Below are 26,608 nucleotides of genomic sequence, written 5' to 3'. Positions count from 1 at the left end.
GTCAATGGCTTGTAGAACCTGTTTAACTATTTTTGGGTGCAATATTTTTCCTGAATGAAAAGGAATCACTACTCTCACTTCTTCTCAAAAATAAATCCTGTGACTTCCTTTACTTCTCATTTGAATAAAGCCTGCATCTAATAAAAGTTTTTCCGCTTCTGTTGCAGTCAAACGTGGCAGCTTAGGCAACTTTTACCTCCAAGGTTATTGTGAATGTTTCCTTGTTCTGAAGTGCCTGTTTTTCTGAATTTGACAAGGTTTCTATATAAAGCTCAACTGCTTCTTTGATATTTGCCTGTACTTCTTCTAGGGAATCACCTTGAGATTGACAACCAGGAAGTTCAGGACAATAAGCATAATATCCATATTCATCTTTTTCGATAACAATGCTAACTTTATACGACATATCAAAGTGACCTTTGCTCGTTCAATAACTATTATCGCCTCTCATCCCTCTCCTGATATCTTGCACCAGGCCGACTGGAAGTCGCGCGCCACTTGCTACAAGTCGGGGAACCCGCCCAACGCAGTGGCTTGGCTACACAGGCAAAACCCGCCTGCGCGGGTTGAAAACCTTGATTTTGTATTAGTCCGCGTAGGCGGACTTTGTTTGTATAGCCGCGATTTCTAATCGCCAGGGCTAGGTGCAAGATATGAGCCTCCCGTTAGGAAGCCTCAGAACTAAAAAATCAGGGTTTACCGATGAGTTCGTTGCAAAAATAGAAACCACAGCCGCATTTACCCACCGCACCCATAAAATCAACTTAATTAACCTCAAATAAAGTACGAGCTAATCCTGATTGGCGAATAATAGAGCGCAAAGTACCAACCCGTAATTCTTCGTAATTAGGAATAGGAACAGTAATTGTTGAATCTTCAGTTTGCATTTGCATGATAATATGACTACCACGCTGACGCACTTGTACAAAACCATTTTGTTCTAGAATCCGACACACTTCGCCAGCAGAAAGAACACGCAGTTTACCCAACATTCACCTCTAAGTGTGTCACAAAAACTTCAGTGTGCATCCGTTCCCCGATTTCAGAAGCATCTGCTACTTCAAAAAAGAGTTGCAATGCTTCAATCAGATTATTTCGTGCTTCTTCAATCGTGTCTCCCTGGCTAGCGATATCGAGTTCGGGACATAGTGATACATAGCCGTCTCCTTCTCGTTCAATAATCCCAGTGAATTGTTTTGTTTGCTTCATTATGTATTTTTGGTTGACATAGATTGATCAATCTCGATTTTAAGTCATTGCTCTATCAGATCCCCAGATCCCCGACTTTTTTGAAAAGTCGGGGATCTTGTACCTCACGATAAATTTTCTCTTCTTCTCATTTGGGACAGGAATTTTGGGGATTTGGGCTTCAGTTTCAGCCGAACCACAAACCCCACCCAAGTTTACCAAAGTTGAAAATCCCGGAGAATTTAAACTAGAAGGAAAAGGCGAACCTTCGGTGCTAAATCAGAAGGAGGAACCCCCCGGACAAGAACGGGTAATCATTGGTTCAAAGGATGACCGTATTCCCATGACTAGCAGAAATTACCCTTGGTCGGCGGTTGGTAAAATCGAGGGGATAGGTGCTGACGGTAGCGGTTACAGTTGCACGGGAACGTTGATTGCTGAAGATGTTGTTTTGACAAATGCTCACTGTGTAGTTAACCCTAGAACCCGAAAAGTTAGTCAAGCGATCGCCTTTCTGCCAAACTTAGTTAATGGTGTCGTCAAAAGTAAAAATGATGTCGCCTACGCGACTAACGTTTATTACGGCACAGACTTTAAAAAAGGCGATTTAGCCGATTACTCAAATGACTGGGCAATTTTGAAGCTCAACAAGCCTATCGGTCAAAAATACGGTTATTTAGGCTGGAAATCTCTACCAACTTCCAGTATGGTTGGCGAGACGAAAAAGTTTTCTTTGGTAGGCTATTCTGCTGATTTTCCCAACCCTAAGAAAAAAGGTTATGAAAATCTAACTGCTGGTGAAAGTATGACTGCTGGCGTTCACTTACAATGCAGTATCCTCCGCCGCCAGGAGAATTTGTTGTACCACAACTGCGACACTAATCAGGGTGCTTCTGGCGGTGCAATTATCAGTAATATAAATGGCAAGTATTATGTTTTAGCTCTCCACTCTGGCTCAAACGAGGTGAATGGATTGCTGTTGAACCGTGCGGTAGAAATGTCTCGCTTGGATGAATGGTTGCAGGAGAATTAAAGACATTAACTTAAGCTCACTTATAGTTTTGAACCAGACGCGATATTACTGAGAAACTAACTGTGCGTTTAATGCTTTAGTGATGTTTTTAGATTTATTCGAGCGTTTGATGTGATATATTCAAAGGGCTGTCTAATCTCGCACATCCAGGAATTCGGGTGTTTCCGATTGAGGAAATACACCTGGATGGAGGTTTAACCCGAATAGGAGAAAAAAAGTATATGCCAGTCGTTTCTTTGGCTCAAATGATGGAGTCTGGAGTTCATTTTGGGCATCAAACCCGGCGGTGGAACCCAAAAATGTCTCCTTACATTTACACTTCCCGTAATGGTGTACATATCATTGATTTGGTGCAAACTGCCCAATTGATGGAAGATGCTTACGCTTACATGAGAACTCAATCAGAGCAAGGTAAGAAATTCCTCTTTGTTGGCACCAAGCGACAAGCAGCAGGAATTATCGCTCAAGAAGCTGCTCGTTGTGGTTCTCACTACATAAACCAGCGTTGGTTGGGGGGAATGCTCACCAACTGGGCGACCATCAAAACCAGAGCAGACCGCCTCAAAGATTTGGAACGCCGTGAAGAAACTGGCGCATTAGACTTATTGCCCAAAAAAGAAGCTTCTATGTTGCGTCGAGAGATGACAAAGCTTCAGAAATACTTAGGTGGCATTAAAACAATGCGGAAAGTTCCTGATGTCGTCGTGATTGTCGACCAACGACGGGAGTACAACGCAGTTCAAGAATGCCAAAAATTAGGAATTCCAATTGTATCGATGCTGGATACAAACTGTGACCCGGATGTAGTAGATATTCCTATTCCAGCGAATGACGACGCGATTAGGTCGATTAAGCTGATAGTTGGCAAATTGGCGGATGCTATTTATGAAGGCCGTCACGGTCAACTGGATGGGGAAGAAGATTACGAAGATTACGAAGGCGGTGAAGAGGATTACGACTACGACGAAACTGAGTACACCGACTCAGTAATTCCCAGCGATGAAGAGGGAGAAGAATAACTAAAAAGATGAAGGATGAAATTTCATCCTTCATACTTGACACCGTCCTGAGTAAGATAGAAATACTCAACACCCGTGAGCGATTACAACTCTAGGTCAAGTTAGGAATTGAGGCAACATGGCGGAAATATCTGCAAAACTCGTCCAAGAGCTACGCCAAAAAACTGGTGCCGGCATGATGGACTGCAAAAAGGCGCTCAAAGAAACTGAGGGCGACATAGAAAAAGCTATAGAATGGTTGCGACAAAAAGGCATCGCTTCGGCGGGTAAAAAAAGCGATCGCATTGCGGCAGAAGGTCTAGTAGAAACCTACATTCAGCCTAATGGTCAAGTGGGTGTACTAATAGAAGTCAACTGCCAAACCGATTTTGTTGCCCGTAACGAAGCTTTTAAAGCTCTAGTTAAAAACCTAGCCAAACAAGCAGCAACTGCTGATAGTGTTGAGTCTTTATTAGCTCAACCCTACGTTGAAGATGAAAGCGTAAGCGTAGAACAGTTCATCAAGCAAACTATTGCCCAGCTGGGTGAAAATATTCAAGTGCGTCGCTTCGTCAATTTTTCGTTAGCAGAAGGCACACAAGGTATAGTAGACAGCTACATTCACACTGGCGGTCGTGTTGGTGTGTTGGTTGAGCTAAACTCCCAAACTGAGTCAGCAGCTAGTAACGAAGAATTCCAAGCCTTGGCACGGAATACCGCAATGCAAGTTGCGGCTTGCCCGAATGTCGAGTATGTGAGCGTAGACCAAATCCCTGCTGGGATCGCCCAAAAAGAAAAAGACATTGAAATGGGGCGGGATGATTTGGCGAACAAGCCAGAGGCCATCAAAGAAAAAATTGTTCAGGGACGGATTGAAAAACGCCTGAAAGAAATGACTTTGCTGGATCAGCCCTACATTCGCGATCAAAGTATTTCCGTGGAAGACTTGGTGAAGCAAGTTAAAGCTCAAGTTGGCGAAGATGTCCAAGTAAATCGCTTTGTTCGTTATGTGCTGGGCGAGGGCATTGAAAAGCAAGAAAGTAACTTTGCTGAGGAAGTTGCAGCACAAATGGGCACCAAGTAATTTTAGTTAAGAATTAAGAGTTAGCAGAAACTTTTCTTCATAACTTTTAACTCATAACTATTGGAATAACAGGTCAGTCAAATTATACTGGCCTGTTTTATTCGTTCTTAGGAAACTCTAGATGATTAAAACTGAAGCATAGTTAATATAAAATTTAAAGTCTTTTGGATGACTATTTTAAAATAAATAGGTACATTTGTACCATGACAAAGTTGAGATGGGCTATTAAAAGAAGATATGGCAAGAGCAATTGAGCGAATTGAACAGGATATTGCAGCCCTGGAAGAACAGATCCGGGCGATCGCAGCAGAACTTCATAGCGCTTATGCCAGCTATCTAACTACTCTGGGGCAAGCCTTACAAAAACAGTTGATTCTGGCTAGCTACCACTTGTGTACTCAAGGGTATCCCGAAAAATTCTTAGGTTTGTCATTAAATCAGCGACAAAAATTACAACAAGCCATCCGTAAATTAGGACAACAGGTAGCTGAGCAATTGCTCACTTATATGAAAAGTGAGGAAGATAGAGAACTAGTAACTGATGGAGAGAGTGAAAAATTAGCAGATGAGGAAAATTTAGATACAAATTCGCCTCCTCCCCCCACCCTTTGGGAAGAGATTAGCTCCACGATCAGCAACCCAGAAGAACTCTACACCCCTTCGCCCCGTTACCTGACATCCCCTGATCCTTCTAACCCCGTAGAATTAGCAAAATGGCAACAGGGACTGGAACATCAGACACAACAAACGCTGAAAAAGGTTTCCCATGACGCTAATCTTGTATTACAAAAAGCTGATATTTTACCCAAAAAATTACCAGAACCCATTTTAGAAGCAGCAGCTGCTGCTTCAGAAGCATCTGCCGAGGTGATGCCAGGGCCACCTAACCTCTTAAATTTAGTAATTGAAATTGAAAATGAGCAAGATGCAGACGATTCCAGGCTGACACAGCTGATGGCGATTAATCTCAGACTAGGGGAAATTGAATTTGCCGATGTAACACTTTCATCTAGCCGCAAGCAAATTCGCAATATCTTAGTTAGGCTAAACAAACTAGGACGAGAGTATCAAAAAAAGCAACGGGAGAGGTCAATTGCTGAAGCTGAATCTGCATGGCGTGCTAGTTGGTTTGAAGATTAGTCAAGAGTCTAAAGTCAAACAGTAATAACCAATGACTAATGACACGCCAGATTGGATACGATTACACAAAGCCTTGGGAATAGAGGCTGAACACGGTTTTACAGACTTGATGGGCAAGCAATACCGCTTCAGTGAATTTCTTAGCCTGACTTTTGGCAAATTCCCCACAGTCTTACCTGCTATTGAGCGTCGCCGTTGGCAAGAATTAGCTGTGCAATTTGCTAATTATCCCAATTTGGTATTGGCAGAAAGACAACATTTAGTAGCAGAAACTCGTAGATATCTTTATCAACTGCAAAAAGAGCAGGAAAGCAGGGGAGCAGAGGAGGAGGGGAGCAGGGGAGCAGGAAGAGAAGTTGCCAGGAGGGTTTCCCTCCAAGCAAACTTCGGGGAGCAGGGGAGAAGTTATCAATCAAAAATTCACCAACATCCCAAATCTCCTATGGTCGCGGAGGTGAGTAAGAGACTTGCTCCAAAAGTTGATCAAAAACTTAGTGATTTACCAGAAATAGGGATTAGAAAAGCCGACAAATTGGCGGTTTTGAATTTGTATACGGTGCGTGATTTATTGTTCTATTATCCCCGCGATCATATTGATTATGCGCGTCAGGTAAATATCCGTGAGTTGGAGGCGGGTGAGACTGTAACAATCATAGCTACCGTGAAACGTTGCAATTGTTTTACTAGTCCAAAGAATCAAAAATTATCGATTTTAGAACTGATATTAAAAGATAATACAGGCCAAATTAAAATTACTCGCTTTTCTGCTGGTGCGCGGTTTACTAGTCGTGCTTGGCAAGAAAGTTTAAAAAGGCGCTATCCAGTAGGTAGTATTCTGGCGGCCTGTGGGTTGGTCAAAGGTAGTAAATATGGCTTGACGCTGGATAATCCAGAACTGGAGGTTTTGGCAAACCCAGGAGATGCAATTGAGTCGCTAACTATTGGGCGGGTGGTGCCAATTTACGCCCTAACAGAGGGAGTGATGGCAAATATTGTCAGACAGGCAGTCACTGCCGTTTTGCCAGCCGCAGTTCATATCAAAGATCCCCTCCCCAAAGGTTTGCGGGAGAAATATGGTTTGATGGAATTAAAGGATGCGATCGCCAACATTCATTTTCCTGATGATAGCGCTACTTTACAAGTTGCCCGTCGCCGCCTAGTATTTGACGAATTTTTCTACCTCCAGCTTGGTTTACTGCAACGTCAGCAGCAAGCAAGACAAATCCAAACAAGTGCGATTCTTGCTCCTAAAGGTCAGTTAATTGAAAAATTCTACGAAATCTTGCCTTTTCAACTGACTGGCGCACAGCAACGAGTCCTCAACGATATCTTGAACGACTTACAAAAGTCTGCACCCATGAATCGTTTGGTACAGGGTGATGTAGGTTCTGGTAAAACTGTTGTTGCCGTAATTGCTATTTTGGCAGCAATTCAATCTGGCTACCAAGCAGCACTAATGGCTCCGACGGAAGTGTTAGCAGAACAGCATTACCGCAAGTTAGTTAGTTGGTTTAACCTTTTACATTTACCAGTAGAATTACTCACAGGTTCCACTAAAACTGCTAAACGTCGAGAAATCCACTCCCAGCTAGAAACTGGCGAATTACCTTTGTTGGTGGGAACTCACGCTTTGATTCAAGATACCGTCAACTTTCAGCAGTTGGGGTTAGTGGTAATTGATGAACAGCATCGCTTTGGGGTAAAACAGCGGGCGCTATTACAGCAAAAAGGCGAACAACCCCATGTATTAACTATGACTGCTACTCCCATCCCCCGGACACTGGCATTGACGATACATGGAGATATGAATGTCAGCCAAATTGATGAATTGCCACCAGGACGGCAAAAGATTCAGACTACTATGTTAACAGGGCAGCAACGCACCCAGGCTTATGACCTAATTCGTCGCGAAATTGCCCAAGGTAGGCAAGTTTATGTAGTGTTGCCATTGGTGGAAGAATCAGAAAAACTGGATTTGCGATCGGCGGTAGAAGAGCATCAAAAGCTACAAGAAAGTGTTTTTCCAGACTTTCAAGTGGGGCTATTGCACGGTCGCATGAGTTCAGCCGATAAGGACGAAGCAATTACCAAATTCCGTGATAATGAGACACAAATTTTAGTTTCTACCACTGTTGTTGAGGTCGGTGTGGATGTACCAAATGCAACAGTAGTGCTGATTGAAAATGCGGAACGATTTGGTTTATCTCAACTGCACCAATTGCGTGGGCGTGTTGGTCGTGGTGCGGCTCAGTCCTATTGTTTGTTGATGAGCAGTTCTAGAAGTCCTGACGCTCAACAACGGTTGAAGGTGTTGGAACAGTCCCAAGATGGCTTTTTTATTTCAGAAATGGATATGCGTTTTCGAGGCCCTGGAGAAGTACTGGGAACTCGACAATCAGGAGTGCCAGATTTTACCTTAGCGAGTTTAGTAGAAGACGAGGAAATATTACTCTTGGCGCGGCAAGCAGCAGAGAAAGTGATAGAGATAGATGTAACTCTAGAGCGTTGGTATTTGATGAAAGCAGAGTTGAAGTATCGGTATGAGCGACTAATGGGTGGAGCGATTTTGACCTAATCGTAACCTGGTGGGTTTCGGAAAGCATTGATTACTCGATCAAGCTTGTCTGCGATCGCCAATAACTCCATCTCGCACCACCGCTTACCAACAATTTGCATTCCAATTGGCAAGCCGTTTTGAGTTTGTCCAATTGGAATCACTACAACAGGATGTCCACTCAGATTAAATGGCATAGTATAAGCTCCGTTTGCCACTGCATGAGGGTAAGATCTGCCATCAATATCAATAGCACTCCAAGCGCTTCGATGAGTAAAAGCAGAGGTTGCTGCAACAGGAGTGAGCCAAACATCCCAAGGTTCTAATGCCTCATCGATTTCGGCTATGAAGCGATCGCGTTCGGTGAGTGCCTCAAAATATCCTTTCAGGCTAGGATTCAATAATTCTGGCAGGAGACGGCTGAAATCCCCCATTTTGCGGAGTTCTTTATCGCCTTGGGTGGCGGTGCGAAATATCTGCTTCCAACTCCGGCGCACATTGTATTGATCTATTGGTTGAGCGTAGATGTTGATATATGCAGCTATCCGTCCATAAAGGTTTAGTATTTGTGATAGTTGAAAGTTTTTAGGCAGCCAGTGTTCTATTTGGACACCTGCTTGAGATAGGGTTTGTGCGATCGCAGCCATTGCCGAGCGAATTTCAGATGCAACTGGAACTTCTGCCCATTCATCACTCCAAGCAATTTTGAGATTTTGCAAAGACTTACCAGAAGGCCTATCTAGTGAAATTGGCGGGACATCAGGACGGCGAATATCAGCACCTGCGATTAATGAAAAGCATAGCCGAATATCTTCAAGCGATCGCGCAAAACAACCTACTGTAATCATTTGCCGAAGACATATTGGCATTCCAGGCACTTCTGGAATTTGCCCCGCTGTAGAAATCCGGCGATCTGTAGGCTTCAAACCATACGTACCGCAGAAGTGAGCAGGCTGACGCACTGAACCCGCAATATCGTTGCCTAAATCCAAGTTTGAAAGTCCGGCTGCCACAGCCGCAGCACTGCCCCCAGAACTACCCCCAGCAGTGTAGTCCAGATTCCAAGGATTGTTGACTCGTGGAAACAAGGAATTTGTACTTTGATAATCACCAGCCAATTCCGCCATATTCGTCTTTCCCAAGATGATTGCTCCTGCTTTCCGCAGCCTTGCCACAACGCTAGCATCTTGTTGAGGTACATAGTCTTTAAGAGGAATATAGCCTGCTGTAGTTAGTAGTCCTTCTGTTTCAAAGATATCTTTAATCGTGATTGGAACTCCGTGCAGAACTCCCCAGTTCTCTTTTTTGCTTAAAGCTTCGTCAGCCAGCTTGGCTTTGACAAGGGCATTATCTGCATCCAGTGTACAAACGGCATTCAGCTTACTGTTGTGTTTAGCAATTTGATTGAGATGAGCATTAATAACTTCAACAACAGAAACGGTGCGATCGCGAATCATCCGCGCTAGTTCATGCGCTGGAGTAAATGTTAGGCTATTCATAGATAGTAAACTGGTAGGATAAAGTTATTCTAAAAAAACTTGATTTTAATTTTTCTGGGCAATATGAAAAGCCGAAATATAGGAAAGTTGAAGACTATCCCCAAAATCATTTTCTATTCGTTGCTTCAGATCTGCAAATAACGCTTCTTTATTTTGTGGAGTTAACTTCAAATATGATGAGTAGGTATTTAAAAGTGTTAAATATTCATCGGCACTATAGACTACTTCAGATGTTACATGTCCAAACTTTAAATTTTTGAATTTGCCCGAATCAATCATCATCCTCCCTAACTCTTTTAAAATTTCTTGTTGAGTTTCTTTATCTTCATAACGGTCAAGAGATGGAGCATGTATTTGATAAATTTCAGATAAGCTTTGATAAACTTTGTAATTAGGTTGTAATTCCTTATTCCATAATAGAATTAAATAACCATTTTTTTTAAAGCATTTGCTGCTTTAGGATAGCCTATCTCTGGCGATATCCAGTGAAAAGAAGTAGCTGCTAAAACAGCATCAAAATTATTAAAATCTAGCGTCCACTCTTCAAAAGATGCGTTTTGAATTTCCACATGCGGATAGGGTTGACAATTCTGTTGCGCTAACTTAAAAAAATCTGGGTTTGGTTCTAAACAAATCATTGAATAACCCAGTTGAGCAAATGATGTAGTTGCTGTTCCAGGGCCGCATCCCAATTCCAGAATTTTTGAATTGGTGGACAGTTGGGCTATTTCTACAACTTGCTCAATGAATTTTTGAGGATAACGTGGTCTTGCTTTGTTGTATGCCTCTGCTGCTGGAGAATACCAATTTTTTCGTACTTCTATGTCTTGACTAGAGTAGCTTGCTATTGTTTGTTTGATATTTTCCATAATTTACTCATTAATGCGCTAATATAGCAATCCTAAATCATTCGTAAACAACAAAATCCCCGATTTATTTGAGAATTCGGCGATCTGAGCCTCTCAAAACAATCAAAAACAACTGACCCGCTTGGCGTAAATAAATATCATACTTGTGGGTAGCACCAAAAATTATGCATACTAGTAGTCAACATCTATTCGGATCACAACATTCCGGGTTAAGATGTCGCTTAGAAACGCCTTGATTGCATACCAATATTAAATTGTTGCGTTGAGATTTTATGGACAAAAGTCCACACGATGGCAGTATCAACCTCCTCTAAGCTGGTGAGGCAGTCTCCCAGCGCGGGGGAGATATTAGGAGGTATCATGCTTACACAGGATATTCGGAACTCACTCATTGAGACCACTGATTTAAGCCAACTCAAATGGGATTTAAATCATTTACAACCCGTGGATGTAGGCGAATATATTGCACAATTACCGCAACAACAGCGGGCGATCGCCTTTCGTCTACTCAATAAAGCTCAGGCTATTGATGTATTTGAATATCTACCAACAGAAGTACAAGAAGAATTAATTAACTCTCTACATGATGTCCAGGTGGTGCAACTTGTAGAAGCGATGAGTCCTGATGAACGGGCAGAATTGTTTGACGAATTACCCGCTGGCGTAATTAAACGACTATTACAAGAACTTAGTCCAGAACAACGACAAGCCACCGCAACTATTTTAGGCTATCCAGAAGGTACTGCTGGGCGGGTGATGACAACCGAATATGTCCGATTGCGAGAAGGATTAACTGTAGGAGAAGCCCTCAGTAAAATCCGTCGCCAAGACGAAGATAAGGAGACAATTTATTATGCTTACGTTACTGATGACAACCGCAAGCTAGGAAGAGTCGTTTCACTGCGTCAGTTGTTATTTACCTTTCCTGATGTTTTAATTCGAGATATTGCTAGCGATCGCGTGATTAAAGTACGAACTGAAACCCCCCAGGAAGAAGTTGCCCAAATCATGCAGCGTTATGATTTAATCGCTATCCCCGTAGTTGATCGTGAAGAACGATTAGTTGGCATTATCACAATTGATGATGTCATGGATATTTTGCAAGAGGAAGCCACAGAAGACATTCAAAAACTGGCTGGTGTCGGCGGTGATGAAGCTGCTTTGTCATCCCCCTTGCTTACCATCCGTAACCGCTTACCTTGGTTGTTAGGAATTATGGCACTGTATATTGGTGCAGCCAGTGCGATCGCCCCTTTTCAATCTGTAATTGCCGCTGTACCAGTTCTGGCAGTAATCATGCCAATTTTTTCTAATACTGGTGGCACGGTGGGTATTCAAGCATTAACGGTAACAATCCGAGGGCTAGGTGTAGGTGAGGTGACACCCAGAGATACTCTTAAAATTCTCCGCAAGGAAATTTTTGCTGGTTTAGGCACAGCATTGGCTTTATCCTTAACGATGATCATGCTTTCCTTGATTTGGGCACACCCTCAAGAACGATGGGTAGCTGTTGTTGCGGGAATAGTTATGGCAACCAATACAATTGTGGCTGTGACTCTTGGTACTTTACTACCAATGGGTTTGAAGCGGCTAAAGCTAGATCCTGCCTTAGTCAGTGGGCCGTTAGTCACAACAATGCTGGATACAATCGGATTTTTAACATTCCTGACCCTGATTTCTGTGGGGTTGAATGTGTTCCATTTACCAAGTTAACAAGCAACAAGGAACTAATTTCTTCCCTATTACCTGTTCCCTGTTTACGGTATCATTGCCTCTGCATATATAAATTAAAAACCTGTAGAGATGCGTTAGCTTAGTTCCTTTGCAAGAGGGCTTGCTCGTGTCTATACGCAGACAAATGATAGCCATTTATGCCTACTACCACCTGGAATCGTCATCATGTTCTCTCCTTGGCTGACTTTACTGCCGCTGAATACAATACTGTTTTGCAAACTGCTGCCAGTTTTCAGGAAGTGCTATCACGACGGACGAAGAAAGTCCCAACCTTGCAAGGACAGGTGGTGGCAAATTTATTTTTTGAAGCATCTACCCGCACTCGGAGTAGTTTTGAACTTGCGGCTAAACGTTTAAGTGCAGACACGCTGAACTTTACAGCCTCAACTTCTTCTATGACCAAGGGAGAAACAATTCTCGACACTGCGAAAACCTATTTGGCGATGGGAACTGATATTATGGTGATTCGCCATCGAGAAGCTGGAGTACCAAATGCGATCGCGGCTGAAATGGATCGTTTAGGTGTAAAAGTTAGTGTCCTCAATGCTGGTGATGGTCAACATGAGCATCCTTCCCAAGGACTGCTAGATTTATTTACCATTTGTACTTTAATCGACCCAAATAATCCTCGGCTAGAACTTTTAAAAGGTAAAAAAATTGCCATTGTTGGGGATATTCTGCATTCTCGTGTAGCGCGATCAAATATTTGGAGTTTAACGGCAAGTGGTGCCCAAGTGCATCTGGCTGCACCGCCTACCCTTTTACCCAAGTTATTTGCCGAATATATTTTTGAGGAAGCAGAAGCTAATAGTCAGCATTTAATTACCTCTTCATCTCCTCAATCCCCAAATCGTCAACTGTTCATACATTGGCAACTAGAACCTGCCTTACAAGATGCTGATTTTGTCATGACTTTGCGTTTGCAAAAAGAACGTATGACTGCTCATTTGCTGCCAAGTTTGCGAGAATATCATCAGTTGTTTGGTATCACACGTACAAAATTACAACTGTGCAACCCTAATGTTAAAGTTTTGCATCCAGGCCCAGTCAACCGTGGTGTTGAAATTAGCTCTGAATTGATGGATGACCCAGAATTTAGTCTGATTCAATCGCAAGTTACTAGCGGTGTGGCTGTTCGTATGGCACTGCTGTATTTATTAGGTAGCAGCAAGGTTGAACGAATTTAAAACACTTTACCTAACGGAGACTACTCAAAGGTTAGTTTAATCTTGCCACCTCGCTATTTTTTAACTTCAGCTAATAATTGATTTATTAAAATGATGTTAATAACTGCCTGTATATCAAAACTACAGTAGCGATCGCCTTGGAATTATTATTAATAGTAATTTGCTCTACTCATTGCTGAGGTTACTTGGTTACGATGGATTCATAGCCCTCGTAATACTGTCGATAAATAAATAGTATTTTTTCTATCGACATCATATCTTGACGTGAGCTTTCTGATTTTTTATATTTCCTTTTAACAAACAAGCATGAAGCTGCTAATTTTACATAATCGCTACAGATTTGCTGGTGGTGAAGATAGAGTAGTTCAGGCAGAAAAAAGCCTTTTAGAGGCAAATAACCACGAAGTTATTTTGTTAGAAGAAAATAATCACAACATAGTTAGTATTTTAGATACATTTGTGGCTGCTGGGGGAGCTATATACTCCTTTGCAGCTAAAAATCGGGTCGAAGCAGAAATTAATCGTTTTCGTCCTGAAATAGTGCATGTCCATAATTTTTTTCCACTCCTTTCTCCTGCTGTGTATGATGCTTGTTCTAGTGCTGGAGTTCCTGTTGTCCAGACTCTTCACAACTATCGGCTGGCTTGTCCCAAAGCGATGCCATTTCGAGATGGTAAAACTTGTGAAGATTGCATTGGTAAACTAATGCCTTTGTCTAGTGTTATACACGCTTGTTACCGAAATTCCTACCTCCAAAGTTCAGTTGTAGCAACAATGACGGCTTGGCATTGGTTACGAGGTACTTGGCAAAAGCGAGTAGATGCTTACATTGTTTTTACTAAATTTCAAAAAGAAAAAATGGTTCAAGCGGGACTACCAGCAGAAAAAATTTACATCAAGCCAAATTTTATTTTTCACCCCGATTTTTCCAACAAAGATTATAAATTTGGTGATTACTTACTTTTTGTTGGTAGATTATCAGAGGAAAAGGGAGTTTCGGTTCTAATTGATGCTTATCTTCAAAACAATTTATCTATACCATTAAAAATTGTTGGCGATGGGCCATTACGTCAAATTTTGCAGACAAAAGTCTACAATGCAGGCTATAGCAATTTGATTGAATTTTTAGGTTTTCAGGAGCAATCAGAAATTTTGAAGTTAATGCAGGATGCCAAGTTTTTAGTAATATCTTCAATTTGGTATGAAGGCTTTCCCTTAGCTATTGTAGAAGCTTTTGCTTGCAGTCTTCCTGTAATAGCACCAAAATTAGGCAGCATGGCAGAAATAATAGATGACAAGGTAAATGGTTTGTTTTTTGAAGCAGGAAATTCTTACGATTTAGCTACTAAAATAAATTGGGCAATTAATCACCCAGAATTTTTAACAATAACAGCTAAAAAGGCTCGTTTTACCTACGAATCAAGCTACACTTCAGAAGCTAACTATGAGCAGTTAATGAAGATTTATCAAGAAATCATCAATAATTACAAGATAAATCACAGATGACACGGAGGACACAGATGAATAAGATTCAGTAATTTTTATAATTTTATTGCTTGATTAAATACGTTTTGATTAAGCGTAGAGGCCGCAAAACATAGTATAAAAATGATAGAGATTGAGGTAAGTGTACAAAGTTTTTATCTCCAACTGTAGGAACAATGAGATGTTCATAACAATACCAAAATTTATCTTTAGGATATTCTATTAACTTTAAATGAAACAATGCAGATTTAAGTTGACTACTTTGGAAAGAATCCGCTGTTGGGAAATAAAATTGTCTACAAATCTGGGATGAAAGAGATTTAATTATAGGGTTAGCTTCTATTTTAGATATGATTGTTTCTGGAAGCTCTGCATTCAAAAGTTCATGTGCTAATGAAAGACCCAGCAATAACATTCGTCTCATCCGTAGCTTGGTAGTACGTTCCCAAATCTTGTCCCAATTTACTTTAGGATGGGCACGAATCACTTCAGCTAAATCACAAACTCTATTTAACCATCGCCAACAGTCTTTACCTCCTTGTGAGCAGAGAATTATAATTAAATTTTCCGCAGAAAAGCTGAGTATCTGTCTATCTACAAAAGATATATGTTTAATATCTTCCCATATCCACTCTTCTGTATTATGTGTAAATGAAAACTGCTTTGATAATATTCCTTGGTGAACGTCTAAAGTGATCTGCTCTTTTGAATTGTTCAAATGTAGTTCCCAATGAGAACGCAGATAAGCTTCCTGTTCTTGATTGGTTAAAGATTTAAGATAGGCTGTTTCTTGTTCATTACTGTCAGCGTATGGGTCGAATCCCTGTATAATTAATATTTCTTTGGTTTTGAGAAAATCTTGTCTGCGAACCAAAAGATCCAAATCACCAAAAGCTCGATATGAGATATCTCCGTAAATTGCAGCAGCTAATATGGGGCCTTTGAAAGGAATTACAGGAATTTCGTTTTCTTCAAAAATCTTTAAAATCTTAACCAGCTTACTTGCTTTGAAGAGGTTGTGTTGAGTATTACTATAGTAAGATTGTCGCAAATAGCTTAGAACATCTGTGGGTACAAGTTGCGAACAAGTTTTATTGAGATTTAAAAATAATAGTGGTAATACTCGATGCCAATGAGCAATTTCAATCAGATATTTCCAGTTAATATTTTCGTGGATTAATTTTTTGATGCTCTCACTGTTTTTTTCATCCATGTAAGTGCGAGCGCAACAAAGTAATAACTTGATTTCAGGGCAAATATTTGTTGTTTGAGACTGATTTTTTTTTTCTAATAACACGTTATTCATCAATAAAGCTGATTATTTTTATAATTGGATCAATTAAGAGGTGGCTCACGCAGAGGCGCAGAGGCGCAGAGTTTAAACTTTAATAAACCAGCGTTGTCGATACATTAAAGTGCCTACGGCTAACCATAGCAACACGGTGAGGATAGCAAATAAGAGGGAACCATTCAGCGCACCCGCCCAAGATGCGAAAAGATTCTGATAAATCCAATTGTAGGTGCTGGGAGCGTTTTCTCCAGAACCGATATTGGTTCTGACTAAAACTTTAATTAGTAAAACAGATGCAACAAAAAGTGCGATCGCATTTAAGCCCATAATTTCAAAAGGTTTACTCCAACGACGTATCAGCCGTACTTCTATCAGTTCATAGCAAGCTGCTAATAACAGTAATGCCCAACCTGTTGTAAAGACAACGTAGGAACTTGTCCATAGCTTTTTGTTGATGGGAAATGTCCACCCCCACGCCCAACCAACTATTAAGCAACCAATACCAAATAATGCTAATCCTATACTTGTGCGTGACTGTACTGCTTGAGAACGTATCCATTTGCCTGTGAAGTAGCCAGCCAAGACGCTAACAATAGCCGGAATTGTGCTGAAAAGTCCCTCTGGATCTCCCATGAAATTGAAGCGATCGCCTTTATAAAGATGTACTTTAGGAATAATCAGGCGGTCAATATAAGCACCAAAGTTACCTTCTCGCGTCAATACACCAGCACCATAATCAGGAACTGGTACATACATCAAAGCTAGCCAGTAACCGATAAGTATTACAGCTGCGAGTATCCATTGCCCACGGCGCGGCAAATTGAGAACTATTAAGGAGGCGAACAGGTAAGTCAGGCTGATGCGTTGCAACACCCCCATAATCCGGATACTACTTAAGTCAAAAGTCCCAATGCCCTGATTCCAAAAGCCATTTAGCAGCAACCCCAAACCAAAGAGAATGGCCGCGCGGCGTAAGATCCGCCAATAAACAGCCCTTGTAGGTTTATTCTCTTCGGTGTACTTTGACAGAGAAAAAGTCATTGCCACGCCGACAATGAACAAAAAGAAGGGAAACACCAAATCAGTTGGTGTCCAACCGTTCCAGTCTGCATGGGCTAAGGGAGGATATACATCATCCGCGACTCCCACCATGTTGACGAGAATCATGCCAGCAATGGTAATGCCACGGAAAACATCCAGTGAAGTCAGGCGCATAGACGGAATTTTATCCTTGATGAGTATCTAAACTATCCTGCTTGATGCAGGTAATCAAGCAAAATTCATATAGTTTAGATACAAGGTAAAATTTTGTTAAGTTATTACCCCTAAATATCATGCCAGTCAAAGTTGGAGAGCCTGCTCCTAATTTCACTTTAACTTCCCAAAACGGTTCAACAGTCAGCCTGCAAGATTTCCGTGGTCAAAAAGCTGTTGTTTTGTACTTTTATCCCAAGGACGATACACCCGGATGTACGGCAGAATCTTGTGCTTTCCGCGATCAGTACGAAGTGTTTAAAACTGCTGGTGCTGAAGTGATTGGCGTTAGTGGTGATTCTAATGAATCTCACCAGCGATTTGCTGCAAAGTATAATTTGCCTTTTATACTCTTAACGGATAAAGGCGACCAAGTACGAAAGCTATACGGTGCAACCACCGCTTTTGGCTTGATTCCTGGTCGCGTTACTTACGTTATTGATCAACAGGGGGTTGTGCAATACGTATTTGATTCAATGTTGAATTTTAAAGGTCACGTTGAAGAAGCGTTGAAAACGTTGCAACAGCTTACAACTTAAAAGCTGTTTAAACGCAGAGTATCGCAAAGGATATTCTGCGTTCCTTTGCATTTTAGTTAGACTTTATGGGAGGACGATTTTTCCTGCATAACGACATTAGCCTGAGTTGCTTTGCCATTTTTACCGTTGGTATGACCATTACCATTACGGGGTTGAATCACACCATAACCACCGTGGTTGCGTTCGTAAATCACATTAATCTCATTGGTTTCGCTATTGCGGAACATATAAAAGTCGTGTCCCACCATTTGCAGATGTTCTAAAGCTTCTGCAAGGGTCATCGGTGGCATGGAAAAATATTTTGTCCGAACGACTTCGCTGGGCAATTCTGGGGTGCGATCGCCTATTAAATCTGTTACTGCTGTCTCTGTAACTACTACTTCGTTGGTTGCTGGAGCGTGAATTTTCTTATCTTGTCGTCTTTCTTTGTATTTACGCAGCTGACGAGCAATTTTATCTGCTACTAAGTCAATACTGGCGTATAAATTTTCGCTGCTTTCCTCGGCACGGATGACGCTACCATTTGCATAAATAGTGACTTCAGCCGCTTGTCTGGGGTTGATTCGGGGATTGCGAGCTACGCTTAAATGCACATCCACTTCGTTTGTGATGTTCTGAAAGTGATTAACAGCCTTTTCAATTTTTTGATGCACATATTCCCGAATCGCATCGGTAATTTCAATGTTTTTGCCGTGGATGACAAGCTTCATGTAAACTCTCCCACTTAAATATTGGATTTATTGTGAATTTGTTTTGTAAGAGAAGAAGTTGCGGTAATGTCTATCACTGCCGCCAAAACAAATCGTGAGCTGTTTTGATGTACTGCTGGTATAGGTTCTCTAATTTTGCTGCATCTGAGTTTTTACCACACATACTTTTAATTAATCTCCTGCTGATCTCTGCATAGGTCTCCAATTGGTTGCTAGTCAATTAGATGCCCAAAAGCATAACCATTGAGTGATACAGTCTGAGCAATAGCTTTGATGACTGCTGTATTTGTTAAGCAACTTTTACAGAACTGTCAGTGTTTACTCCTTCTATAATTCCAGGAGATTCGCTTGCTGTTGGTAGATAATACAAGTCTTTGTGGAAGTTCCATCCGGTTCTACGATACAAACAATGTTATTAGAGACATCAGCCAGTGCATTAGTTCTTATTGTGTTTGGCGTGATGCTTATTGCAGAGAATTCCTCCCAACACCATTGAGGTTATATATTCAAACTAGCACTTTGTATTTTCCAATGCCGGTTCCCTTGATGTTCCTTTAAAATCCTTTGCAAAGCTTGACATTCTTTGACTCCAATCTTAGAAGTTGCCATATATTTAGTCAATGACTCTGTTGATTTTTGGCATGATCCGTAGTAAAGAACCAAACCAAAAACATTGTTTGTTATATAACCGAGGATTAATGCCTTACTTGGATGCTCATGGGTGGCAGCGATCGCTTGTTGGCGATCGCATTCATAATTCCAGTCTAGATGACGTGTTAATCTTGCTAGAGCATTCGCCTGTCTACACTTTAGGGCAAGGAAGCAATCTTGAATTTCTCAAATTTGACCTTGACAAAAGTCAATTTGAGGTACACAAAATTGAACGCGGTGGCGAAGTTACTTACCATTGTCCCGGACAACTGGTGGGGTATCCGATTTTAAATCTGCAACGTTATCGTAAAGACTTGCATTGGTACTTGCGGCAATTAGAAGAAGTCATAATTCGGGTACTGGCAGTTTATGGCTTGCAAGGCGATCGCCTGATAGGTTTTACTGGTGTTTGGTTAGATGGACGCAAAGTTGCCGCGATTGGGATTAAAGTCAGCCGTTGGATTACTATGCACGGCTTTGCTTTAAATGTTTGTCCCGACATGACAGGCTTTGGTCAGATTGTTCCCTGCGGCATTGCTGATAAACCTGTAGGCAGTTTAGCCGAATGGATTCCAGGTATTACCTGTCAAGAGGTACGTTCTCATGTAGCCAAATCTTTTGCTGAGGTGTTTGGTGTGGAATTTGTTGACGAACCAGCATCAGAATAATTTTCCGGTCTGAGTAAATTCAGTTTGTAATTGTGTAATAAGTGCAATAGTAATCTTGTGTGAGTCATGATAATTTCTCAATTACAGCAGGATTGCAAATTGCACTGTAATGACCTATGCCCAAGCTAGAATGATGGTTAATTACCAGCCGTAGTAACAATTTTCTAAAATTGATTCTATCCCAATTACGAATTACGAATTACGAATTACGAATCCTTGTTGGGAAGATGATCCCTTTGATTTCTTGCGCGAGTACCTTTAATAAGCAATGCTCTACTTACAATCAACCATAATTATTATTTATTTAAACTCCGATACTCCCAAGGATTGATAAATTTAGCATCACTCCAAATTCCCAGTTGTTGTTGCTTCGCCTCAGTTTCGGCTTGTTGCACTAAATCTTTACTAGGACACTTATTCAAATAGGGACGATATACTTTTGCTAAACCTTCTTGCAGCAATACTTGTTGCACAAAAGTACCATTTTTTAAACGTACTTCTGCTACCTTTCTCCCATAGCGATCGCTATCTGTAATATTCAGTGTGACGCGATCGCCTGCTTGTTGCACTAGCTGTTGTACTCGTGCTTGCGCCTTTGTACCCCAGCTAAATTGATTGCGATCGCTAGCACGTTTACTGGCTTTTTCTTTATTAGAATGGGCTATTTCTGGCGCATCCATACAAGCAAAGCGCACCGTGAATTTATTACCTTGGGAATCTTTGACTACCAAAGTATCACCATCGCTGACTCGCTCAACCACATCTCCAGAAACACCGAAGAAGCGTAGAGGTGAAGCGGCTTGTCGTAAGACATCGCAACCCATCAATACTAAAAGAATAATAGCTACACCAAGTCCAACTTGTACTCGTTTAATTAACTTATCCATCCCAACTCACTAAATTGTATCTGAGGCACGATACTAACAAAGAGATTAGAGATTGGGTAGTGCTAAAAAAATTGTGGTCTCTACTTTTGTAATTGCTGTTCTTGTTGTGGTTGTTTCTGGTGGCTTTCAATTGGTCGAAATTTCTCAAATAAAGCAGGTGGTGTAGCTTGGCGGAAAGCTCCACAATAATGCATTGTCATCACTGCTTTAAAAGCCCAATGATCTGATGGTACATCACTAAAAGGATTTGGCAATGTTTGTGCTTGATTTTGAACACAAGCATTAAGAACTTGATTTGATTTTTCTATTTCAGTGTTTGTATTTTCTTGAGCTTTAACAGGAGCAATTAAGCCGATAGTACCTAGCACTATGACAACTGTTGGTAAAATTTTACGGTTCATAAATGAGATTTATCTGTCTAGTAGCCATCCTTATTTTAGTTCTCAGACCGCTGCCCAGGAACTAAAAGTACCTGATTAAAGGTAAGCTTTAGAAAAAAATGTCAGCATCGCTAACACTACAATTAATGAACTAATCCAAAGAGCTAACGATCCCCAACTTACTGAATCGTTTTGTACTTTTTGCCATAAATTGGCACCTAAATTATTCCGAATAGCCATGTTATAACCTCCAATTTTTAGTAACCCTACGTTAGGCAGGAAGAATCGAGGCTGCATGATATTAAATTAAGTCAACTAAATTTTGGAAATATTAGACTGTAAGTTGCTAATTCCCAAAGTATTAACTCAATAAAATTTAAACAAATCAATGTAGCCTATATCAGCGCATTTTCTAAACAAGAAAAAAACAAAAACAAAAAGATATTTTTTGATAATTAATTTAATTTTCTCATAGGTACCTGTTTACAGGAGCCACATTTGTGATTTTGAAAAAATTCTTAATGTTCCCTTAATTTTGATAAATTGCGTCAATATTTATACTGCTTACTCTAAATCACGTATATTTATAGTAAAAAAAGTGAGTGAATAGGCGATCGCTTTTTCTCAACCACGATCAAAACTCCTGTGAAAATGGCAGTAATGCTGAAGTAGAAAAACTAAGATCAAGAAAGTTTACAGATTAAAACAGCGTCTTACTACCAAATCACCCATGCAACCATTCAAAACTCTACTACGCGTTCGCCACTATGAAATGGATGCTCTTGGACATGTTAACAATGCAGTTTACCAAAACTACTTAGAACAGGCAGCTATTGAACACTCCGAACATCTGGGTGTAAATTTTGATTTTTATCGAGAATTGGGTGGTGTATTTGTCATGCGGCGGGTAGAAATTGAATATTTACGTCCGTCTGTAGCCGGTGATACGCTAGAAGTCACCACTTGGTTAAAGCAAATGCGTGGGACTCGCGCTTTTCGATGTTACGAAATTCGCAAACAAAACCAAGACGATTTGTTAGTCACAGCAGAAGCGCTATGGGTATGGGTGGATACCAAGACAATGCGCCCACGACCAATTCCCAATGTGATGTTAGACAAATTTTTAGACATCCAAACTAGTAATTCGGCCGATTTTGCCGTCAAGCCTTTTAATGTGTAATAGTCAGTTAACTGCGGTTATCTGCAAATATTTATGTTATACATGTCAAATTTAGGTCTATCGTAACTAAAAGTAAAATTACATCAGTAAATCAAGATTTTCGAGTCAAGAATTATGGAGCCAAGTCAGAAACCTCAGCGCCGCGCCGCTGATCACGAATTTGAGGAATCTCTTGAACAATTAGAGGATATCCTCCAAGAAAATTTAACTGAGGATGAAGAGGTAACAAAATTACCTACCAGTAGCGCTAAGGAAGCCGAACTCAGTCAAGATTTGACAGCTATTGATTTAGATGCTTTTGAAGACGCAGTTGCTGATATTGAAAAATATTTGGATGAAAGAACCAAATAACTTTAAGCGAACTCTTCATCCCTATTACCCTTTACCAATTTTGTTTATTTATGGAAATTTTTAATTTTTAATTTTTAATTCCCCAAAGGGGGTTGACTTTTTTGCCGTTGGGCTTCATACAACATTAAAGCAGCTGCGATCGCTACATTCAAAGACTCTACTCCTGGACTCAGGGGAATTTTTACTTGCTTATCTGCCAGAGTTGCTAAATCTGACGATAACCCAGCGCCTTCGTTTCCCAGCAAGATCAAACTGGGTTTTCGCCAGTCTACTTCCCAATAAGTTAAAGTTGCAGTTGGCAAGGTTGCTACTATTTGCATTCCTGACTGCTGACAATGTTGCAATGTCGCTTTTAAATCTTCACTAACTGCCATTGTCAAGCGGAACCATTGACCAGCAGAAGCGCGCAAGACTTTGGGGTTATCTAAATCGACACTATCACTACTGAGCCACAGTCCCGATGCGCCAGCCGCAGCCGCAGTGCGAATGATTGTACCCAGGTTTCCTGGATCTTGGATAGTTTCCAAGGCTAAGACTAAACCAGTAAACGGTACTTGATTTGGTGAATCGCTACGTTTTGCTATTGCGGCTACACCGTCTGGTTGTACTGTAGTAGCGATCGCCTGTAAAATTTCCTCACTGACAATTTCACAGCGATCGCATCGACTACACGCTTCTTCCCATAATGAGGAGTGTGCTATTTGCCATTCTGGAGTACAGCAAAGCGTCACTAATGGGTAATTAACCGCACAAGCTTCTTCTAACAAGTGCGTTCCTTCCAATAAAAATAGTTGCTGCTTATGTCGCTCTTTGGTAGAGTGCAGCTTGCGGATTTGTTTGATTAAAGAATTTTGTAAGCTGGTTAACACGGTTTTTGATTTAGATTTTAGTTAATCTAAAATCCAAAATTAAGAATGCGGAACCCGGGACTTGAACCCGGAAGCCTTGCGGCACTAGAACCTGAATCTAGCGCGTCTGCCAATTCCGCCAGTTCCGCTGGCATTTTGTCTTTATTGACAATTTCTCATTTTTGCTTAACTATAGACGTTTGTCAAGTGCAGGATGTGGATGAAGCGATCGCGCTTGCCAATATTGTATGAGCATGAAGATTGGCAATTAAAATTGGGAATTATTAATAGCGGTTGGGTTTTGTTTAACTCCATCTCTAGTTCATAAAGAACATCCAGTGATTTTGCTGAGTATTAACTATTGCTAAAGTTGTATACTTAGGTGTTTGTTTTCTTGGGAATTATCAAATGTCTATGAGGCTTACTATTGCTTGCTTTCAGGCTTTGGTTGACATCTAAAAAAAATTTATTCATCCAAGATGTGATGCCAAAATGTAGACAAATCAATTCTTTACTGTAGAATCAAAACCAACTTCTAACCTATAAAATTACGTATTTTTTTTGGAGGTAGGCTTATTAATCCTTCTAGCAGCTTACCAGATGCCAAGCTTTCTCCTGAAATAGACTCCTCAGTCTTACAAATTTGGGGTGGGCATCCTTTGCGAGGTCAAGTGAAAATTAGTGGGGCTAAAAATTCAGCATTGGTAATCATGGCTGGAGCCTTGCTGTGTTCAGGAGATTGTCGCATCCGCAATGTTCCTTTATTAGCGGATGTGGAGCGCATGAGTCAAGTTTTGTTAGCCTTGGGTCTTCGCTTAACACGACAAGACGACATTTTAGACATTAATGCTAGTGAGATTACCACCTCAAAAGCTCCCTATGAACTAGTTACTCAATTGCGGGCAAGTTTTTTTGCCATTGGTTCAATTCTGGCAAGACTGGGTGTAGCACAAATGCCCTTACCAGGCGGTTGTGCAATTGGAGCCAGACCAGTAGATTTGCACGTCCGAGGACTGCAAGCAATGGGAGCCGAAGTACAGATTGAACATGGCATTTGTAATGCCTACGTTCCAGGTAGTAATGGCAGATTAAAAGGAGCCAAAATTTACCTAGATACTCCTAGCGTCGGAGCAACAGAAACGTTGATGATGGCCGCTACCTTGGCCGATGGCGAAACAATCCTCGAAAATGCTGCCAGGGAACCGGAAGTAGTCGATCTGGCCAACTTCTGCAATGCGATGGGAGCTAAAATTCAGGGTGCGGGCACTAGTACGATTACAATCGTTGGTGTTCCTAAATTGCACTCTGTTGACTACAGCATTATTCCCGATCGCATTGAAGCAGGAACATTCTTAGTGGCTGGAGCTATCACTCGTTCAGAAATTAGTCTGTCGCCAGTGTTACCAGACCATTTAATCCCAGTGATTGCTAAACTGCGAGAAATTGGAGTGACGATCATTGAAGATGAACCTAAATGCTTACGCGTTTTGCCAACAGACAATCTCAGAGCCGCGGATATTGAAACCTTGCCTCATCCAGGCTTTCCTACGGATATGCAAGCACCGTTCATGGCTTTACTAGCATTAGCAGAAGGTGACAGCCTCATTAATGAATCTGTATTTGAAAACCGCTTACGTCATGCTTCTGAGTTAAATCGCTTAGGAGCAGATATTCGCGTCAAAGGCAACGCTGCCTTTGTGAGGGGAGTACCGATATTATCCGGCGCACCAGTATTAGGTACAGATTTGCGAGCATCAGCAGCCTTAGTCTTAGCAGGATTAGCAGCTGAAGGAGAAACTACCATTCAAGGATTGCACCACCTTGATCGCGGCTACGATCGCCTTGATATGAAGTTGCAACAATTGGGAGCGAGAATTTTGCGTGTAGGCGAAGCACCAACAGATGCAGAACTTACTCCTAGTGCCAGTAATTCTCCATCATCAGTTTCCACCTAGTGGTCTGTCCCATTAATTTTGAGATGCTGCGAGATCCCCGACTTCTTCAAGAAGTCGGGGATCTCGCAGCATCAATTTGGGTGGGCAAAGCCCGCCCTACTTAACTCTCGTTATACTAACTGTGGGAGGCTGTTGATCTTTCGTTTTTCCAGCTGGCTACATCATGTCCTTCTTAAGAACCCCGCTAATTGGTTTAAAAGCTGACTCATTTCGTCATCCCTTAGATCTAGAAGCAACCAAATCTCTCAAGCAGATACCAGGCCTAGACTTAATGGTCAGGAATTGGCTAGGGCCAATGGCAGAGCAGATTTTTTATGTAGAAAATATCGCCTCTAGTATTCTGGTGGGTGAAAAACAACTGCCAGATTTACACAAGCTCTTGTTAGAAGCTTGCAACACTTTAGATATAGAACCTCCCCAATTGTATATCCGGCAGCATCCGGCTCCTAATGCTTATACTTTTGCGATGCGGGGTAAGCAACCTTTTGTTGTGTTACACACTTCTTTAGTTGATATCCTTACACCAGAGGAAATTCAAGCAGTAATTGCCCATGAATTGGGGCATCTTAAGTGTGACCATAGTGTTTACTTAACGCCTGTAAACTTATTGGTCTTAGCAGCGTCAATTGTGCCTAATGTGGGAGCCTTTATTGCTCAAGCTATACAGGCGCAACTTTTAGAATGGGTACGCTGTGCTGAATTTACCTGCGATCGCGCCGCCTTATTAGCAACCCAAGATCCCAAAGTTGTAATGTCTGTGTTGATGAAGTTGGCTGGTGGTTCACCGACTTTAGCACCACAACTTAATCTCGATGCCTTTGTTGCCCAAGCTCGTGCTTACGATGATATTAGCAAGACTGAAATGGGTGAAATGGTCAAAGAAGCCCGTACTTCTCAATTAACCCATCCAGTACCAGTGCTACGGGCAAAAGAAATTGACCGTTGGGCAAGCAGTATAGAATATCAATCTGTATTGCAAAATCACGGTAAGAAGTACACTGGCGAAACTGCACCTAAATTGGGTTGGCGAAACTGGTAAATTTAAAGACATTTACAGGTTTATAGATTACTAGGGACTAGGGGCTAGGGACTAGGGGCTAGGGGCTAGGGGCTAGGGGCTAGG

Annotated in this window: 24 protein-coding genes, 1 tRNA gene and 1 pseudogene; 14 read left to right on the top strand and 12 right to left on the bottom strand. The window is 41.3% G+C overall.

Annotated elements, in window-relative coordinates; translation table 11 throughout:
• Positions 1 to 181: 181 nt before the first annotated feature.
• The 3 genes from I8751_RS24635 to I8751_RS24625 all read right to left on the bottom strand — a co-directional run bounded on the left by I8751_RS24635 (position 182) and on the right by I8751_RS24625 (position 1,209).
• Positions 182 to 406 carry a type II toxin-antitoxin system HicB family antitoxin gene (locus I8751_RS24635; RefSeq protein WP_190935193.1) on the bottom strand — a complete coding sequence of 75 codons (225 nt, stop codon included), beginning with the start codon at positions 404 to 406 and terminating at the stop codon, positions 182 to 184.
• A 358-nt stretch (positions 407 to 764) separates the two neighbouring features.
• Positions 765 to 992, bottom strand: a complete 228-nt coding sequence (locus I8751_RS24630) for a type II toxin-antitoxin system HicA family toxin (RefSeq protein ID WP_225894389.1) — start codon at positions 990 to 992, stop codon at positions 765 to 767.
• Positions 982 to 1,209 carry a type II toxin-antitoxin system HicB family antitoxin gene (locus I8751_RS24625; protein ID WP_214441719.1) on the bottom strand — a complete coding sequence of 76 codons (228 nt, stop codon included), beginning with the start codon at positions 1,207 to 1,209 and terminating at the stop codon, positions 982 to 984. Before I8751_RS24625 ends, I8751_RS24630 begins: the two co-directional genes overlap by 11 nt.
• Before the next feature lie 97 nt (positions 1,210 to 1,306).
• Between I8751_RS24625 and I8751_RS24620 the strand changes: the two genes are divergently transcribed.
• The 5 genes from I8751_RS24620 (at position 1,307) to recG (ending at position 8,018) form a co-directional block, all read left to right on the top strand.
• Positions 1,307 to 2,221, top strand: coding sequence for a trypsin-like serine peptidase (locus tag I8751_RS24620; RefSeq protein ID WP_214441718.1), 915 nt, complete (start codon positions 1,307 to 1,309; stop codon positions 2,219 to 2,221).
• 221 nt (positions 2,222 to 2,442) lie between these two features.
• The gene (gene rpsB / locus I8751_RS24615; protein WP_214441717.1) at positions 2,443 to 3,240 is read left to right on the top strand and encodes a 30S ribosomal protein S2; all 798 of its coding nucleotides are present in this window, start codon (positions 2,443 to 2,445) and stop codon (positions 3,238 to 3,240) included.
• A 118-nt stretch (positions 3,241 to 3,358) separates the two neighbouring features.
• Positions 3,359 to 4,303, top strand: coding sequence for a translation elongation factor Ts (gene tsf / locus I8751_RS24610; RefSeq protein ID WP_214441716.1), 945 nt, complete (start codon positions 3,359 to 3,361; stop codon positions 4,301 to 4,303).
• 237 nt (positions 4,304 to 4,540) lie between these two features.
• The gene (locus tag I8751_RS24605; RefSeq protein WP_214441715.1) at positions 4,541 to 5,443 is read left to right on the top strand and encodes a hypothetical protein; all 903 of its coding nucleotides are present in this window, start codon (positions 4,541 to 4,543) and stop codon (positions 5,441 to 5,443) included.
• A gap of 31 nt (positions 5,444 to 5,474) precedes the next feature.
• On the top strand, positions 5,475 to 8,018 hold the full coding sequence (recG, locus tag I8751_RS24600) for an ATP-dependent DNA helicase RecG (protein ID WP_214441714.1): 2,544 nt from the start codon (positions 5,475 to 5,477) through the stop codon (positions 8,016 to 8,018).
• Here the strand turns inward: recG and I8751_RS24595 are convergent.
• Both I8751_RS24595 and I8751_RS24590 read right to left on the bottom strand, forming a co-directional pair.
• Positions 8,015 to 9,496, bottom strand: a complete 1,482-nt coding sequence (locus I8751_RS24595) for an amidase (RefSeq protein WP_214441713.1) — start codon at positions 9,494 to 9,496, stop codon at positions 8,015 to 8,017. The two genes, recG and I8751_RS24595, sit on opposite strands and share 4 nt — an antisense overlap.
• Before the next feature lie 45 nt (positions 9,497 to 9,541).
• Positions 9,542 to 10,365, bottom strand: a pseudogene (locus tag I8751_RS24590) (class I SAM-dependent methyltransferase).
• Positions 10,366 to 10,725: 360 nt separating this feature from the next.
• Here I8751_RS24590 and mgtE point away from each other — a divergent pair.
• From mgtE to I8751_RS24575, 3 genes are all read left to right on the top strand, one after another.
• A complete protein-coding gene (mgtE, locus tag I8751_RS24585; protein ID WP_214441712.1) occupies positions 10,726 to 12,078 on the top strand; it encodes a magnesium transporter in 1,353 nt (450 codons plus the stop codon).
• Positions 12,079 to 12,236: 158 nt separating this feature from the next.
• Positions 12,237 to 13,286 (top strand): aspartate carbamoyltransferase catalytic subunit, encoded by a 1,050-nt coding sequence (locus tag I8751_RS24580; RefSeq protein WP_214441711.1) that lies wholly within the window; start codon positions 12,237 to 12,239, stop codon positions 13,284 to 13,286.
• A 306-nt stretch (positions 13,287 to 13,592) separates the two neighbouring features.
• A complete protein-coding gene (locus I8751_RS24575) occupies positions 13,593 to 14,792 on the top strand; it encodes a glycosyltransferase family 4 protein (protein WP_214441710.1) in 1,200 nt (399 codons plus the stop codon).
• Between the two features lie 43 nt (positions 14,793 to 14,835).
• Here I8751_RS24575 and I8751_RS24570 read toward each other — a convergent pair whose 3' ends face one another.
• Positions 14,836 to 16,077: a nucleotidyltransferase domain-containing protein gene (locus I8751_RS24570; RefSeq protein WP_214441709.1), complete on the bottom strand. Its 1,242-nt coding sequence runs from the start codon at positions 16,075 to 16,077 to the stop codon at positions 14,836 to 14,838.
• Between the two features lie 72 nt (positions 16,078 to 16,149).
• Entirely contained in the window at positions 16,150 to 17,277 is a 1,128-nt protein-coding gene (locus I8751_RS24565; protein ID WP_214441708.1) for an acyltransferase family protein, read from the bottom strand.
• Between the two features lie 119 nt (positions 17,278 to 17,396).
• Between I8751_RS24565 and I8751_RS24560 the strand changes: the two genes are divergently transcribed.
• Positions 17,397 to 17,855, top strand: coding sequence for a peroxiredoxin (locus tag I8751_RS24560; RefSeq protein ID WP_214441707.1), 459 nt, complete (start codon positions 17,397 to 17,399; stop codon positions 17,853 to 17,855).
• 56 nt (positions 17,856 to 17,911) lie between these two features.
• On the opposite strand, the gene hpf is transcribed toward I8751_RS24560, so the two are convergent.
• On the bottom strand, positions 17,912 to 18,565 hold the full coding sequence (hpf, locus tag I8751_RS24555; RefSeq protein WP_214441706.1) for a ribosome hibernation-promoting factor, HPF/YfiA family: 654 nt from the start codon (positions 18,563 to 18,565) through the stop codon (positions 17,912 to 17,914).
• 641 nt (positions 18,566 to 19,206) lie between these two features.
• Between hpf and lipB the strand changes: the two genes are divergently transcribed.
• Complete coding sequence (gene lipB, locus I8751_RS24550) at positions 19,207 to 19,884, top strand: lipoyl(octanoyl) transferase LipB (protein ID WP_214441721.1); 678 nt, start codon at positions 19,207 to 19,209, stop codon at positions 19,882 to 19,884.
• Between the two features lie 296 nt (positions 19,885 to 20,180).
• On the opposite strand, the gene I8751_RS24545 is transcribed toward lipB, so the two are convergent.
• Both I8751_RS24545 and I8751_RS24540 read right to left on the bottom strand, forming a co-directional pair.
• Positions 20,181 to 20,771 carry a thermonuclease family protein gene (locus I8751_RS24545; protein ID WP_214441705.1) on the bottom strand — a complete coding sequence of 197 codons (591 nt, stop codon included), beginning with the start codon at positions 20,769 to 20,771 and terminating at the stop codon, positions 20,181 to 20,183.
• A gap of 80 nt (positions 20,772 to 20,851) precedes the next feature.
• Positions 20,852 to 21,172 (bottom strand): S-layer protein, encoded by a 321-nt coding sequence (locus tag I8751_RS24540; protein WP_214441704.1) that lies wholly within the window; start codon positions 21,170 to 21,172, stop codon positions 20,852 to 20,854.
• A 709-nt stretch (positions 21,173 to 21,881) separates the two neighbouring features.
• Here I8751_RS24540 and I8751_RS24535 point away from each other — a divergent pair.
• Entirely contained in the window at positions 21,882 to 22,331 is a 450-nt protein-coding gene (locus tag I8751_RS24535) for an acyl-CoA thioesterase (protein ID WP_214441703.1), read from the top strand.
• A 114-nt stretch (positions 22,332 to 22,445) separates the two neighbouring features.
• Entirely contained in the window at positions 22,446 to 22,682 is a 237-nt protein-coding gene (locus tag I8751_RS24530) for a hypothetical protein (protein WP_214441702.1), read from the top strand.
• Between the two features lie 74 nt (positions 22,683 to 22,756).
• Here the strand turns inward: I8751_RS24530 and I8751_RS24525 are convergent, their stop codons facing one another.
• Both I8751_RS24525 and I8751_RS24520 read right to left on the bottom strand, forming a co-directional pair.
• A complete protein-coding gene (locus I8751_RS24525; RefSeq protein WP_214441701.1) occupies positions 22,757 to 23,551 on the bottom strand; it encodes a TrmH family RNA methyltransferase in 795 nt (264 codons plus the stop codon).
• A gap of 46 nt (positions 23,552 to 23,597) precedes the next feature.
• A tRNA-Leu gene (locus I8751_RS24520) sits at positions 23,598 to 23,679 on the bottom strand.
• Between the two features lie 426 nt (positions 23,680 to 24,105).
• Between I8751_RS24520 and murA the strand changes: the two genes are divergently transcribed.
• A complete protein-coding gene (gene murA / locus I8751_RS24515) occupies positions 24,106 to 25,485 on the top strand; it encodes a UDP-N-acetylglucosamine 1-carboxyvinyltransferase (protein ID WP_214441720.1) in 1,380 nt (459 codons plus the stop codon).
• A 163-nt stretch (positions 25,486 to 25,648) separates the two neighbouring features.
• Complete coding sequence (locus I8751_RS24510; protein WP_214441700.1) at positions 25,649 to 26,524, top strand: M48 family metallopeptidase; 876 nt, start codon at positions 25,649 to 25,651, stop codon at positions 26,522 to 26,524.
• Positions 26,525 to 26,608 lie beyond the last annotated feature (84 nt).

This window comes from Atlanticothrix silvestris CENA357, assembly GCF_016056295.1.
GTDB lineage: Bacteria > Cyanobacteriota > Cyanobacteriia > Cyanobacteriales > Nostocaceae > Atlanticothrix > Atlanticothrix silvestris.
This window is presented reverse-complemented; position numbering and strand designations above follow the sequence as displayed.

Bases quoted from the DNA above. Each gene is read 5' to 3' on its own strand.
- I8751_RS24635 (WP_190935193.1), bottom strand. From the start codon at position 406: ATGTCGTATAAAGTTAGCATTGTTATCGAAAAAGATGAATATGGATAT.
- I8751_RS24630 (WP_225894389.1), bottom strand. From the start codon at position 992: ATGTTGGGTAAACTGCGTGTTCTTTCTGCTGGCGAAGTGTGTCGGATT.
- I8751_RS24625 (WP_214441719.1), bottom strand. From the start codon at position 1,209: ATGAAGCAAACAAAACAATTCACTGGGATTATTGAACGAGAAGGAGAC.
- rpsB (WP_214441717.1), top strand. From the start codon at position 2,443: ATGCCAGTCGTTTCTTTGGCTCAAATGATGGAGTCTGGAGTTCATTTT.
- tsf (WP_214441716.1), top strand. From the start codon at position 3,359: ATGGCGGAAATATCTGCAAAACTCGTCCAAGAGCTACGCCAAAAAACT.
- I8751_RS24605 (WP_214441715.1), top strand. From the start codon at position 4,541: ATGGCAAGAGCAATTGAGCGAATTGAACAGGATATTGCAGCCCTGGAA.
- recG (WP_214441714.1), top strand. From the start codon at position 5,475: ATGACTAATGACACGCCAGATTGGATACGATTACACAAAGCCTTGGGA.
- I8751_RS24595 (WP_214441713.1), bottom strand. From the start codon at position 9,496: ATGAATAGCCTAACATTTACTCCAGCGCATGAACTAGCGCGGATGATT.
- mgtE (WP_214441712.1), top strand. From the start codon at position 10,726: ATGCTTACACAGGATATTCGGAACTCACTCATTGAGACCACTGATTTA.
- I8751_RS24580 (WP_214441711.1), top strand. From the start codon at position 12,237: ATGCCTACTACCACCTGGAATCGTCATCATGTTCTCTCCTTGGCTGAC.
- I8751_RS24575 (WP_214441710.1), top strand. From the start codon at position 13,593: ATGAAGCTGCTAATTTTACATAATCGCTACAGATTTGCTGGTGGTGAA.
- I8751_RS24570 (WP_214441709.1), bottom strand. From the start codon at position 16,077: ATGAATAACGTGTTATTAGAAAAAAAAAATCAGTCTCAAACAACAAAT.
- I8751_RS24565 (WP_214441708.1), bottom strand. From the start codon at position 17,277: ATGCGCCTGACTTCACTGGATGTTTTCCGTGGCATTACCATTGCTGGC.
- I8751_RS24560 (WP_214441707.1), top strand. From the start codon at position 17,397: ATGCCAGTCAAAGTTGGAGAGCCTGCTCCTAATTTCACTTTAACTTCC.
- hpf (WP_214441706.1), bottom strand. From the start codon at position 18,565: ATGAAGCTTGTCATCCACGGCAAAAACATTGAAATTACCGATGCGATT.
- lipB (WP_214441721.1), top strand. From the start codon at position 19,207: ATGATCCGTAGTAAAGAACCAAACCAAAAACATTGTTTGTTATATAAC.
- I8751_RS24545 (WP_214441705.1), bottom strand. From the start codon at position 20,771: ATGGATAAGTTAATTAAACGAGTACAAGTTGGACTTGGTGTAGCTATT.
- I8751_RS24540 (WP_214441704.1), bottom strand. From the start codon at position 21,172: ATGAACCGTAAAATTTTACCAACAGTTGTCATAGTGCTAGGTACTATC.
- I8751_RS24535 (WP_214441703.1), top strand. From the start codon at position 21,882: ATGCAACCATTCAAAACTCTACTACGCGTTCGCCACTATGAAATGGAT.
- I8751_RS24530 (WP_214441702.1), top strand. From the start codon at position 22,446: ATGGAGCCAAGTCAGAAACCTCAGCGCCGCGCCGCTGATCACGAATTT.
- I8751_RS24510 (WP_214441700.1), top strand. From the start codon at position 25,649: ATGTCCTTCTTAAGAACCCCGCTAATTGGTTTAAAAGCTGACTCATTT.